The sequence below is a fragment of the Microbispora sp. CSR-4 genome, assembly GCF_008033685.1.
GTDB lineage: Bacteria > Actinomycetota > Actinomycetes > Streptosporangiales > Streptosporangiaceae > Microbispora.
The window spans coordinates 49213-61304 of sequence record NZ_VJVX01000034.1; the positions used below are offsets into that span (position 1 = coordinate 49213).

The following is a 12092-nucleotide window of genomic DNA, read 5'->3' on the forward strand; positions in this document are numbered from 1 at the left end:
ATATCCAATCGTTGGTGCCTACCAAGGGATTCCCATGGACGCTCTCTATCCTCGCGTGCTCGCCTCCCGATTCGCCGAGTGCTTCCGCTTCTACGACGGCCTGCTCACCGAGGTGGCGGGCGCGCGCCTCGCCAAGGGCGCGGAGACCGGTCCGTACGCCAACTGGGACCGGGACGGCGAAGGGGTGCTGGCCCTGCTCGACCGCGAGATGCTCGCCACGGTCATCGGCGTGGACCTCGACGGTGGACACGACGGTGGACACGACGGTGGACACGACGGCATTATGCTGGTCCTCACCGTGGACGACGTCGACAAGGCCGCCGCCGTGGGGGCCGCCGCCGGCGGCCGGATCGTGGCGCCGCCGAGCCCCCGGCCCGAATGGGGGCCGACCTGCCGCACCGCCCACCTGCGCGACCCCGACGGCAACCTGCTGGAGCTCCAGTCCTACTGAGCATCGCCCTGAGCATCGCCACGCGGCCCGCGCAGCGCGCCCAGGAGGCCGAGGGTTCGTGCGCGCTCGTGAGGGTCTCCGAAGAGGCTCACCACGAGTTCGGTCACGCCCGCCTCCGCATAGGCCCGCACGGCCTGCTCGACCGCCGGCTCGTCCCCGGCCACGATCGTCTCCTCCACCCCCGATTTGCCCTGGCGGTCCAGCATCGCCCGGTAGCTGGGCAGGTTGCCGGCGGGTCCGAGGGACTCCGCGACCCGGCGTCGTACGCCCTCGGGGTCGGCGGTCACACTCATGATCACACCGGCGACGACGCGTGGCCGCGGCCGTCCGGCGGCCGCGGCGGCGCGGGTGACCGCCGGTGTCACATGGCGGGCGATCGTCTCCGGGCCGGTCCAGACGGTCACCGCGCCGTCGGCGAGTTCGCCGGCCATCCGCAGCATGACCGGCCCGAGGGCGGCCAGCAGGACCGGCGGCGGCTCGGCGCCGGGCACCATGACCCGCCCCGCCGCGGTCAGCGTCTCCCCGTGGTAGTCGACCTGCTCGCCCCGCAGCAGCGGCACCAGAGCGGACAGGTATTCGCGGACGTGCCGTGCCGGCCGGTCGTACGACAGGCCGAAGTGGGTCTCGATGAGCGGCCCGTGACTCGGCCCGATGCCGAGCGTGAAGCGGTTGCCGCTGGCGGCCTGGGCGGTGAGCGCCTGCCCGGCGAGCGCCAGGGGATGTCTCGGGTAGGTCTGGGTCACCGCCGTGCCGACGGCGATCCCGGGCACCTCGCGGGCGGCGAGCGCCGCGAGCGTGACGGCGTCCCACGACAGGACCTGACTGAAGTAGGCGCTGTCGAGGCCGGCCCCGGCCGCCTCGCGCACCTGCCCGATCAGCTCGTCCAGGCCCAGGCCGTTCCCTCCGGCGAGCACTCCGAGTCGCATCGCGCCTCCAACGTGAATCGGAAATTCCGCTTCCAGGTGCGCACCCTACAATAAGCTGAACCTCGGATTCCGGTTTGGAGAGACCTGTGCGAGCCGACGCCCGGCGCAACCGCGCGCTCATCGTGGACGCGGCCGCCGGCCTGTTCGCCGCCCGGGGCCCGGAGGTCTCGATGGAGGAGATCGCGCAGGCGGCCGGCCTCGGGGTGGGCACGCTCTACCGTCACTTCCCGGACCGGCGGGCGCTGCTGGAGGAGATCGCGGCCGGCGCGTTGCGGACCCTGCTCGACGTGGCCCGGGACCATGCCGCCCGCCCGGTGAGCCGGTGGGACGCGCTGCTGGCGTGCGTCCGGCGTGGCGCCGACCTCCCACTGGCCCTGACCAAGTCGCTGTCGGACGGCGCCGAGGCCCATCCGGAGCTGGGTCCGCTCGTCCGCGACCTCGACGCCGTGCTCGAAGACCTGGCCGGGGGAGCCCAGCGGGAGGGTGCCGTCCGCGACGACATCACACCGCGCCAGGTCGTCGGGCTGCTCAGCGTCGCCGTGTGCCGCCCCGGTGCCCGGCCCGACGACGCGCTCACCATCGTCATCCTCGACGGACTCCGTACGCGGGTGGCCTCGTGCGAGGTCCGGACCTGACCACAACGCCACAGACGCCACAGACGCCGCCGGCGGCGCGGGCGCTTGCGGGCGGCTTGCGGCGGTTGCGGGCGGCTTGCGGCGGTTGCGGAAAGCCTGCGGCAAGGGATGTGCAGGCGGGCGCGCCTATCACTGAGGTGCACGGACCCGGCGGCGACGGCCGGACCGGGACCGCCGACCAGCACCCTCACCCCCGCAGCAGCACAGGAGACTGTCATGAAGCGCACCCTGCTCGGTCTGGCCGCCGCCACGATCTCCGGTCTGGCCGTCACCGCCCCCGTCACGCTCATGGCCGGCCCGGCCTCCGCCGGCGGCGACTTCGGCCCCAACACCTGCCTGGAGGGCTACGTCTGGCGTGAGGCCCGCACCGGCGACGTCGTCTGCGTCACCCCCGCGACCCGCACGCAGGCCAAGGCCGACAACGCCGTCAAGGCCTCCCGCTGGACCCCCGGCCCGTTCGGCCCGCACACCTGCGTCAACGGGTACGTCTGGCGTGAGGCGTTCAACGGCGACGACGTGTGCGTCACCCCCGCCGTCCGGGCGCAGGCCAAAGCCGACAACGCCAAGGCCGCCGACCGCAGGGTCTCGGCCCGGCTGTGGATCAGCCGTTACACCGTGCCGCCCGTCGACAACGGCGACGGCACCTCCACCCGCACCTCGGTCGACGACATCCCGCGCCTCAAGCTCAACGGCGACCACTACAACTTCGGCCAGGTCAGGCTCTACATCCGCTACAACAGCGGCAGGCTGTACTGGAGCGGCACGGTGAACGCGAGCGCGCACAGCGGCTACGCCGGCGGCAGCTTCGGCAAGAAGACCGGTGTGTTCGACTGCTCCGGTGGCGGCAAGGCGGCCAACGCCTACGCGCAGGCCCAGGACGTCGTGTCCGGCCGCTGGTCGCCCCGGGTTCCCGTACGCGTCGGCTGCGCCGTCCTCTGACGGACGGCCCGCGACGACGGCACAGACCCCAGCACAGACCCCAGCACAGACCCCAGCACAGACCCCGGCACGGACGGCAGCACGAACGGCAGCACGGACGGCAGCACGGAGGACCGGCCCGGTCGGGCCGGTCCTCCGGCATGTGACGGGAGACCCCGGGAAAGTCGGTGGATCTTTTTGAGAGGCCTGGCGTTCCAAGCATCATGATCGGGGTAGTCGTGGGCCTGCGGGGGCCGCCGGAGGCCCGCCCGCGACCCGGCCTCCGGCGGTCCTCACTTCCTGATCATGTGAGGGCTGACATGGAGAACCGCGCCAAGCGGCGGTTTGGCGGCCGGCACGGCGGCGAGCAGGCCGGCTCCGGCCACGCCCCGGCCTCGCCGCGGGAGCGGCGGCCGGCCGGGAGCGGCCGATGAACCGGTGGCGCGGGCGGCTCGATCCCGAGCACGCGCCGGGCCTGCGGCCGACGGTGGCGACGGCGGTGCCGGCGCTGATCGCGGTGCCGTTCACGGTGCTGCTGGTCTTCGTCAAGACCGCCTTCGGCCCGCTCACCGAGATCGACCGTGGCGCGGCGTGGCACCTGCACGCCTGTGCGATCGGCAACCCGGGCTTCGCCCGGCTGATGCAGGTGATCAGCGACGTCTTCTCCCCGCTGACCTGGCGGATCGCGGTCGGCGTCGCGGTCGCCTGGCTGGTCTGGCGCGGCGCCTGTCACCTCGCCCTGTGGGCGGCCACCACGATCACGGCCGGCGGCCTGCTCGGCCTCGCCCTGAAGGTCGTCGTCGCGCGGGCCCGGCCCAGCCTGCCGGACCCTGTCGCCGTCGCCCCCGGCGCGGCGTTCCCCTCTGGGCACATGGTCAACGCCACGGTCGGGGCCGGGATCCTGCTGCTGCTCGTCCTGCCCCTCGTACGGGAGCGCGGCCGGGTGCTCGCCTGGACGCTCGCCGTGCTGATCCCCTCGGTGGTCGGCTTCAGCCGGATCGCGCTCGGCGTGCACTGGGTCAGCGACGTGGTGGGCGGGCTGCTGTTCGGTGTGGCGGTGGTGGCCGCCACGGCCGCCGCCTTCGAGACCTGGCGCCGCCGCGACGCGGGCCGCCGCCCGGCCCGGCCGTTACGCGAGGGCGCCGGGCCCGAGGCGAAGCGGGAGATCGCCCCCCGAAGAGGACGATTTGTCCAGTAGTCGTGCCGCGGCGCGCCGGAGAAGCGGGCCGTACGCGGGGCCGCGCTGAGATGACCCGGCGCGTGCTTCGCACGGCCACAGGGCGCACAGCGCGCATGGGCGGCCACCGGCTCGACGGGGAGCCGGTGGCCGCGAGTGGTCAGGCCGAGACGCCGGTGAGACGGCAGGCGTCCGCCCAGCGCGCGGGATCGACCGCCGCGGGTTCGGAGACGGTCCCCGCATCGGATGCGCCGCCGGATCCGGCTCCCGCGGCGGGACGCAGCAGCGCCCAGCAGTCGTCGATCGCGCCGGCCAGCAGGTCGCGCAGCAGCGGATCGGGGTCGGGCACGCACGCCTGCGCGATGCCCCGCACCGCGAGCTGCACCGTGTTGGGCGCGGCATACCTGCGGAAGCCCTTGGGCGAGATCCGCACGCCGCGCCCGAAGGTGTAGGCCCACCGGGCGGCGTCCGGCACCTGGGCCAGCGCGTGCCTGCTGCGCTCGTCCAGGTGGCCGGCGGGGCGGCCCTCCAGCTCGCCGAGCACGTGCTCGCCCGCAAGGATCGAGACCGCCATCGCGAGCTGGCGCTCGTGTGCGACGACCGGCAGCGCGGCCCTGGCCGCGCACAGGGCGATCCGCGCGTCGAGGCGCGGATCGTCGCCCGTCAGGCCGATCACCGACGGGATCAGCTCGGCCAGGCGAGGCCGGGCGGCGTCCGAGGTGTGGTCGTTGACGAGGCGGGCGAGCCCGGCGAGCAGCGGATGTGTGCACGACGGATGGTCGCTCCACCGCTCGCCTGCGAGGTAGGACGCGAACTCCATGAAGCAGGCGCCCTTGCTGGGATTGCGATGCTTTCCACGAGAGAGCATGGGCATCGCTGGAGGCATCTGACCGTGCACGAGCTACTCCACGCTGAATCGCCTGTTGTGTCCCTTTCAGTGTGCGCCCGCCTTCGGACGTTGAGAAGAAGCCTTACCGCGACTTGTCCATCGCGTGCCGGGACGCGTCCGTGACACGGCGGGGATGAGGAGAGCGTCCGCCCGTGCTCGCCCGGTCATGGATCCGGGACAGGGACCGGCCGGGGCCGCCGGGCCCCGGCCGCCGAGCTGCGGCGATTCGCGTCGTGAAGCTCCGAGCACGCCCCGCGTCGAGGCGTCCGGCGCGCCGTGTCGCGGCGTCCGGACAGAAAAAAAGAGGTGGAGACGGGATTTGAACCCGTGTACGCGGCTTTGCAGGCCGCTGCCTCGCCTCTCGGCCACTCCACCAGAGCGAGGCCCGCAATCGTGACCTCTCGGAGCGGAAGACGGGATTCGAACCCGCGACCCTCACCTTGGCAAGGTGATGCTCTACCACTGAGCCACTTCCGCGTCCGCCTTGCGGCGACGTGGCTACTGTACCGGGTTTTCGGCTGGGGTGTGTACTCGGAACGGCGCTCCGGTGTCCGGCTCGGAACCGCGCCGTGGCACGCGGCTCGGAACGGCGCCGCGGCGCGGCTCAGAACGGCCGGGCGCTCGGCTTGCGGAACGCGCGGTCGGCGCCCCGCTCGATCGCGGGCAGGGTCAGGAAGATCTCCAGGATCCGGGTGAGCCGGTGCACCTCGTTGCGGTGGAAGTATGGCCCCTCGGCCCTGGCCAGCATCAGCGACAGCGCCAGCGGCGGCAGCGGCGCGACGATCACGTGCAGGCCGGACGGCAGCGTGGCGGCCGTCGGCCGGGGCGGGGTCTCCTCCGGGAACGGGATGTCCTCGGGCGCCCGCCAGCTCGCGTACACGGTCACGCGCGGGTCCTTCTCGGTCGCCGCCGCCGCCCAGTCGGCGCTGAACAGCACCGGCATGGAGTCGATCAGCGTGCCGAGCGCGCGGTCGCCCGCCGTGGTGAGGAACTTCAGGATCTCCAGCTCCGGATAGGTGCCGGGAGCCTCCCTGGTGCTCCAGATGCCGTCGATGCTGACCCCGTCCACGCCCTCCAGTGCCCGTACGAGGTCCTCGCGGGGAGCGGCATCGGGCCAGTAGACGGTGAAGTCGTCGAGGGCGCGCCCGTCACCCCGGTCGAGCACCGTCACCTGTGTGATGTCGGCGCCCGCGGACCCGAGGATCCCGGTCACCTGACTCAGCGAGCCCGGACGGTCCGGCAAGGCGATTCTCAGCCGCAGCAGCATGACGACCTCCCCCACCGATGGTCCAGGTCAGATTATCCGGGGCAAATCCCTCACGTCCACGATCTTGTACGGCTCACAGTCCGCAGCGGGGAGAATGAACAGGTGAAAGTCGGCGCGTTCGAGGTCTGGCCCCCGGTGGTGCTCGCTCCCATGGCGGGCATCACGAACATCGGTTTCCGGACGTTATGCCGGGAGCAGGGCGGCGGCCTGTTCGTGTCCGAGATGATCACCTCGCGCGCGCTGGTCGAGCGGGTGCCGCTGACGTTCCAGATGATCCGGTTCGGCGCGGACGAGTCCCCACGCAGCATCCAGCTCTACGGGGTCGATCCGGCCGTCATCGGCAAGGCCGCCCGGATGATCGCCGAGGAGGACCTGGCCGACCACATCGACCTGAACTTCGGCTGCCCGGTGCCCAAGGTCACCCGCAGGGGCGGCGGGTCGGCCCTGCCGTACAAGCGCAACCTGCTGCGCGCCATCCTGCGCGAGGCGGTGACCGGCGCCGGGCCGCTGCCGGTCACGATGAAGATGCGCATGGGCATCGACGAGGACCACCTGACCTACGTCGAGGCGGGCCGGATCGCCGTCGAGGAGGGCCTCGCCGCCGTCGCCCTGCACGCCCGTACGGCCCGGCAGCACTACGGCGGCACGGCGCACTGGGACGCGATCAAGCGGCTGAAGGACGCGGTGCCCGAGATCCCGGTGCTCGGCAACGGCGACATCTGGAGCGCGGACGACGCGCTGCGCATGGTCGCGGAGACCGGCTGCGACGGAGTGGTGATCGGCCGGGGCTGCCTGGGGCGGCCGTGGCTGTTCCGCGACCTCGACCTCGCCTTCCGGGGCTCGGCCGAGCGCGTCCGGCCGACCCTGGGACAGGTCGGCGCGATGATGCTGCGCCACGCCGAGCTGTTGTGCGAGGTCATCGGCAGTGAGCCGCACGGCCTCGCCGACTTCCGCAAGCACGTCGGCTGGTATCTCAAGGGCTTCGTCGTCGGAGCCGAGACCCGCCGCGCCCTCACCTCCGTCACCCGGCTGCCGGAGATGGCCGAGCGGGTGGCCGAGCTCGACGCGGACCAGCCGTGGCCGGAGGAGGCCGACGGCCCGCGCGGCAAGAGCGGTGAGCGGTCGAAGGTGTCGCTGCCGCACGGCTGGCTCGACGACCCCGACGACATGACGATCCCCGGCGCCGGAGCCGAAGACCCCACCTCCGGCGGCTGACCACGCCTGTGGCACCTGCGCATAGGCTCTGGGCATGGCGAACGCGATCATCACGGCCCGTGGAGTCGGGCTGGACCTGGGCGGTGTGCCCGTGCTGCGCGACGTCGATCTCACCGCCGCTCCGGGCGAGATCGTCGCGGTCATGGGGGAGAACGGCGTCGGCAAGTCGACGCTGCTGCGCTGCCTGGCCGGTCTGCACCCCTCGCCGCGCGGCGAGATCGACGTGCTCGGCGGGCCCCCGGCGGACCTCCCGGACTTCTGGCGGCGGGTCGTGCAGGCCGGCGACGAACCCGCCTGGTATCCGGGCCTGAGCGTCCGCGAACATCTTGAGCTGATGAGCGCCGTCCACCAGGACGCCCGCCTGACGGTCGACGAGGCGCTGGAGACGTTCGAGCTGACCGCCCGGGCCGATCTCGCCCCGTTGTCGCTGTCCACCGGCCAGCGGCAGCGGCTGTCGCTGGCGATGGCGCTGCTGCGGCCGAGCAGCCTGCTCCTGCTGGACGAGCCGGAGCGCGGCCTGGACGCCGGGTTCAGGCAGCGCCTCGCGGGGATCCTGCGCGGTTACGCCGCCGAGGGCGGCACGGTCGTGATGGCCACCCACGACGAGCTGCTGGCGCGGGAGACGGGAGCCCGTGTGATCACGCTGCGGGCGGCGTCGTGATCCCGGCGACCGCGCGGACGCACCCCGCCTTCGCCTACCTCCGCGCCCGCCGGAGGCGGCCGGCGTCCTGGTCGGACCGCTACACCAGCGTGTTCGTCCTGCTCGTCGCCGCCGCGGTGCTCGGCCACCCGGTCGCGGAGGCGCTCGCCGGGCTGGCCCGTCAGGCCGACCCCGCACGGCTCGGCCCCGGGCTGGCGCTGGTCGCCGCGGCCTACGCGGGATTCCTCGCCCTGGCCCGGGCCCTCGGGCCCGTCGTGCTGCCCGCCGCCGACGCGTCGTGGCTGGTGACGTCGCCGCTGCCCCGCCGGGCCGTGCTCGGCCGTACGGCGCTGCTCCTGCTGGTGGCGGCGGTGCTCGCGGGGGCCGCGCTCGGGCTGACCGCGCTGTGGCTGTTCGGAGCCCCCGGTCAGCTCGGGGTGCGGCTCGCGGCGGCGCTGGTGCTCGGCGCCGCCGCGGGCGCGGGCGGCATGGCCACGGCGGTGCTCGGCCAGCAGTCCCCGGCCGCCGACACCCGGCTGCAGCTCCTGATCGGCGGGGCTCTCTCCGTGGCCGTGCTCGCGGCCGTGCTCGGCGCGGGCCCCGCCCGCCGGATGCTCGCCGCCGTCGCCGAGGCGCCCGCGTCCCTGGGCGCGGCGGTCGCGGGCGTCGCCTCCGTCGTGGCCGCCTTCCTCGTACGGCGGGCCTGGGCGGCGCTCGACCGCATCCCCGCCCACCGGATCCTGGCCTCCTCGACCAGGACGGCGCGGGTGACCTCGGCGGCGACCACCCTTGATCCCGGGATGCTCACCTGGGTCGCGGAGGACGCCCACTGGCGCGGCCGTGCCCTGCGTTCGCGTCCCTGGCCGCGCCTGGTGTCGCGGCTCGGCCCGGCGTCCGCGCCGGCCTGGCAGGAATGGCTGCGGGTGGGCAGGCGGCCCGGCCGCCTGGCGGCGCTGCTCGGCGCCGCGGCCCTGCCCGCCGTCTGCGCGAACGCCACAGGAGACGGGCTCGGACCGGCCGCCGGGCTGCTGCTGTGCGGGGCGCTGACCGCCGCCGCGATGTGCACGGCGGGGGTCCGGCGCGACGGCGGCGACCCGGCCCTGGCCCGCATGCTGGCCGTGGACGGCAGGGCCGTGATGGCCGCCCGGGCCGTGCTGCCCGCGCTGCTGGCCGCCGCCTGGTCGGCGCTCGCCCTGGGAGTGCTCCAGGCCGTGGGCGAGCTGCCGCCGGGAGCCTGGTGGGCGCTCGGTCCTACGGCCGCCCCCGCGCTCGCCGCGGGCGCGCTGCGGATGGCCCGGCGGCGTCCCGTCGACCACTCCATGCCGGTCATCGACACCCCGGGCGGCGCGGTGCCCACCGGACCGCTGTTGTGGGCGTTCACCGGCGTGGACCTCGCGCTGGCCGGGTCGCTGCCCGCGCTCGCCGCGCTGGCGTCGCGGCCCGCCTCGGTGGCGCCGTATCTCGCGGCCCAGGCCGGCACCGGGGCCGCGGTGCTCACCGCCTACGTCTTGCGGTCCGCCCGCGGCAGCCGCCCGTGAACCCGGGCCCGGATCACCCCCGGGCCCGCCGCACCGGCTGCCGCGCCGCCGGGTGGTCGCGGTCGCGGTCGCAGACGCAGCAGCGGTCGAAGCCGAAGCGCCGGTCGCCCGACTCCTGCCAGATCCCGGCGCTGTAGGGGTCCGTCGACGCCGGGTTCACCAACCTGGCGATCACGAGGGCCACGACCGCCCTGGCGCCTCGGCCGATGAGCGCGGACGCGGCGCTCTGCACGTGGGCTCCGGACACGAACAGGTCGTCCACCAGCAGCACCCGGGCGCCCTGCACCCCGTCGCCTCGCACCCCGTCACCTTGCACCCTGTCGCCCTGCCCCCTGTCGCCCAGCACCCGGAACGCGGCCGGGTGGGAGTCGCGCGCGGCGAGCACCGGAGCGTACGCGTCCACCGCCTGGAGCAGGAGGGGCCGGTGAAGGCGGGCCCACGCGCCGACCTTGCCGATGACCTTCTCCATGTAGTGGAACGCCTCGATGGGGCGCTCGGTGCGCGTGCTCGGGATCGTGGCCACCGTCGTGAAGGGCCCGCCGGCCAGCCCCTGGAGGCAGGCGGCGTGTTCACGGAAGAAGTGGGTCAGGGTCGCGGCCAGGAAATCGAGCCGGTTGCGCCGTGCCGTGCCGATGGCGGGTTCTCGCCTGCGCACCAGGACGTCGTACAACTGCGTGTCCTTGATGGTCAGCGAGATCGGCACGACGTGCTCGGTGTGGCCGGTCAGGCGCTCCGTCGTGCGTTTGCAACTGGCGCAGATGGGCCACGGCCGGCCGTCCGCGCGGTCGTTCGGCCCGGAATGGCAGATTCGGCAGACACCCGGCCGGGCGGGCGGGACGGCACGGAACAGCGGCAGGAAATCACGAGTGAACGCCTCGGCGTCACCCATCATCAGCAGGTGTTCGTTCGGGGGGCCATATCTACGAGATTCACCGCCTGCGCGCACAGGTCGTCAATGTCCTGAACGGCAGTCATGCCTCCCCGTGCGCCCGCTCGCCGCGCCCACGGCTGTTCCTGGTGGAGCCGCTGTGACACGAACACATGCTTGCCGGTGTTCAGCGCCTCCTCGACGTGCCGGGAGGAAGGGCCGCCGTCGGCGCCGTCCACGACGTACAGGCAGTCGGCCAGTCCGCAGGTCACGACGCATGCGTGGTCGGCGGCGCGGCCGCCGGGGGCGGTGCCGGGCCAGCAGGAGGAGACGACCGCGCCGCGCTCGGCTATCCGCCCGGCCACACTGGCGTACTCCCCGAGGGCTGCCGGGCCGCCGACGCCGCCCTCGGGGACGCCCAGGGTCCGTCCACCGGCGGCCGGCGCGGCCCGGTGGACGGCGGCGTCCACCGGAGTGCGGAGAGGCGAGACGACGACCAGTCCGGCCTCGGCCAGGGACCGTGCCGCGTCGGCGGCGTGGCCGGCGTCGCGCTCGGCGATCACGGCGACGGCCCGATGGTCTCCGGATCGGAACCCGCCGCGCACCCAGAGGAACGGCGGCCGGTCGTACGCCCAGAGCAGGTTGCCGGGGTAATCGGCGTCGAGCACGGTGACGAGGCGGACGCCCTCGGCCCGCATGGCGGCGACGAGCTCACGCCCCCACGCGAGGTCGGCGGGCCCGACACGGGCGGCGACGGCGGCGGCGTGCGCCCGGTCGTCCTCGTCCCGGCTCGCGCACCCGCCGTCGAGCAGCTTCAGCGCGCTGCCGGCGTCGAGGATGACGCGTGCGGTGTGGAACCAGGGCGCGCCGTGCGTGGCCCTGGTCAGGGCGAGGACGGCCGCCTGCTCCTGGATCGTGGTCATGCTCATCACCAACTCGGATGTGCTTCCGGCGTGAACGTACGCGCCGCCACCGACATTCGCGGACGGGGATCGTGGTGGTGCTGGCTATCGTGCCGAGACCGGCGGGGCGGCGCGTGGTGTTCCCCCGAACGGGCCATGCCCGATCGGGCTTTGACAGCCGGAGCCCCTCGCGCCGTGCTGGACGCCTCCAGGGCGGGCCGGTTCTTCGCCGCGTTCCGCCGCTCGCGCTCCGCGCCGTGGCGCACGGTCACGCTCGCGGGGTTCCTGCTCGGCACGGTGAGCGGCTCCGGCGTGGCGACGACGGTGAGCGTGGGCAGCGTGGCCTGGCCCATCCTGCGCCGCGCCGGCTACCCGCGCGAGCAGGCCGGGGGAGTGCTGGCGGCGGCCGGCATCGGCGCGATCCTCTCGCCTGCCACGCTGGGCGCGGCGGCGTTCATCATCGCCGAATACCTGCGCGTGAGCTACCTGACCGTGCTCGTCTACGCCACGATCCCGACCGTCCTCTACTACCTGGGCGTCTTCCTCGCGATCGAGATGGACGCCCGCAGTGCACGCGGCGGCCAAGGAGATCACCTTGGCGACGCGCCGAAGACCGACCCCGTGCCGCTCCATGAGGGCGCCAGGAAGTTCTACGGCTGAGCGGGC

The 12092-nt window shown here is 74.0% G+C and carries 13 protein-coding genes and 2 tRNA genes; 8 read left to right on the top strand and 7 right to left on the bottom strand.

Going from position 1 to position 12092, the window contains the following annotated elements:
- Positions 1 to 34: 34 nt before the first annotated feature.
- Positions 35 to 451, top strand: a complete 417-nt coding sequence (locus FLV34_RS23785) for a VOC family protein (protein WP_147944092.1) — start codon at positions 35 to 37, stop codon at positions 449 to 451.
- On the opposite strand, the gene FLV34_RS23790 is transcribed toward FLV34_RS23785, so the two are convergent.
- Positions 445 to 1377 (bottom strand): TIGR03564 family F420-dependent LLM class oxidoreductase, encoded by a 933-nt coding sequence (locus FLV34_RS23790; protein ID WP_142650399.1) that lies wholly within the window; start codon positions 1375 to 1377, stop codon positions 445 to 447. The genes FLV34_RS23785 and FLV34_RS23790 overlap by 7 nt on opposite strands.
- 86 nt (positions 1378 to 1463) lie before the next feature.
- On the opposite strand from FLV34_RS23790, the gene FLV34_RS23795 reads away from it, so the two are divergent.
- From FLV34_RS23795 to FLV34_RS23805, 3 genes are all read left to right on the top strand, one after another.
- A complete protein-coding gene (locus FLV34_RS23795) occupies positions 1464 to 2012 on the top strand; it encodes a TetR/AcrR family transcriptional regulator (RefSeq protein WP_142650400.1) in 549 nt (182 codons plus the stop codon).
- A 216-nt stretch (positions 2013 to 2228) separates the two neighbouring features.
- Positions 2229 to 2951, top strand: coding sequence for a hypothetical protein (locus FLV34_RS23800; RefSeq protein WP_142650401.1), 723 nt, complete (start codon positions 2229 to 2231; stop codon positions 2949 to 2951).
- Positions 2952 to 3360: 409 nt separating this feature from the next.
- Complete coding sequence (locus tag FLV34_RS23805) at positions 3361 to 4128, top strand: phosphatase PAP2 family protein (RefSeq protein WP_142650402.1); 768 nt, start codon at positions 3361 to 3363, stop codon at positions 4126 to 4128.
- A 139-nt stretch (positions 4129 to 4267) separates the two neighbouring features.
- Here the strand turns inward: FLV34_RS23805 and FLV34_RS23810 are convergent, their stop codons facing one another.
- The 4 genes from FLV34_RS23810 to FLV34_RS23825 form a co-directional block, all read right to left on the bottom strand.
- Complete coding sequence (locus tag FLV34_RS23810; RefSeq protein WP_205830804.1) at positions 4268 to 4975, bottom strand: hypothetical protein; 708 nt, start codon at positions 4973 to 4975, stop codon at positions 4268 to 4270.
- 325 nt (positions 4976 to 5300) lie between these two features.
- Positions 5301 to 5371, bottom strand: a tRNA-Cys gene (locus FLV34_RS23815).
- 30 nt (positions 5372 to 5401) lie between these two features.
- Positions 5402 to 5473 (bottom strand) — tRNA-Gly (locus FLV34_RS23820).
- 127 nt (positions 5474 to 5600) lie between these two features.
- The gene (locus FLV34_RS23825; protein WP_142650403.1) at positions 5601 to 6263 is read right to left on the bottom strand and encodes an ACT domain-containing protein; all 663 of its coding nucleotides are present in this window, start codon (positions 6261 to 6263) and stop codon (positions 5601 to 5603) included.
- 102 nt (positions 6264 to 6365) lie between these two features.
- Here FLV34_RS23825 and dusB point away from each other — a divergent pair, with 102 nt between their 5' ends.
- From dusB to FLV34_RS23840, 3 genes are read left to right on the top strand one after another with little or no spacing between them, the layout of a single operon-like run.
- The gene (gene dusB / locus FLV34_RS23830; protein WP_260617431.1) at positions 6366 to 7478 is read left to right on the top strand and encodes a tRNA dihydrouridine synthase DusB; all 1113 of its coding nucleotides are present in this window, start codon (positions 6366 to 6368) and stop codon (positions 7476 to 7478) included.
- Positions 7479 to 7512: 34 nt separating this feature from the next.
- Positions 7513 to 8139: a heme ABC exporter ATP-binding protein CcmA gene (gene ccmA / locus FLV34_RS23835; RefSeq protein WP_142650404.1), complete on the top strand. Its 627-nt coding sequence runs from the start codon at positions 7513 to 7515 to the stop codon at positions 8137 to 8139.
- Entirely contained in the window at positions 8136 to 9656 is a 1521-nt protein-coding gene (locus tag FLV34_RS23840; RefSeq protein ID WP_261985874.1) for a DUF6297 family protein, read from the top strand. The genes ccmA and FLV34_RS23840 overlap by 4 nt, the downstream gene beginning before the upstream one ends.
- Before the next feature lie 13 nt (positions 9657 to 9669).
- Here the strand turns inward: FLV34_RS23840 and FLV34_RS23845 are convergent, their stop codons facing one another.
- Positions 9670 to 10548 (bottom strand): phosphoribosyltransferase, encoded by an 879-nt coding sequence (locus tag FLV34_RS23845; protein ID WP_147944093.1) that lies wholly within the window; start codon positions 10546 to 10548, stop codon positions 9670 to 9672.
- A complete protein-coding gene (locus FLV34_RS23850; RefSeq protein ID WP_168066326.1) occupies positions 10548 to 11447 on the bottom strand; it encodes a DNA-processing protein DprA in 900 nt (299 codons plus the stop codon). The genes FLV34_RS23845 and FLV34_RS23850 overlap by 1 nt, the downstream gene beginning before the upstream one ends.
- 150 nt (positions 11448 to 11597) lie before the next feature.
- Here FLV34_RS23850 and FLV34_RS23855 point away from each other — a divergent pair, with 150 nt between their 5' ends.
- Positions 11598 to 12086: a TRAP transporter large permease subunit gene (locus FLV34_RS23855; protein ID WP_222709598.1), complete on the top strand. Its 489-nt coding sequence runs from the start codon at positions 11598 to 11600 to the stop codon at positions 12084 to 12086.
- Positions 12087 to 12092: the final 6 nt, after the last annotated feature.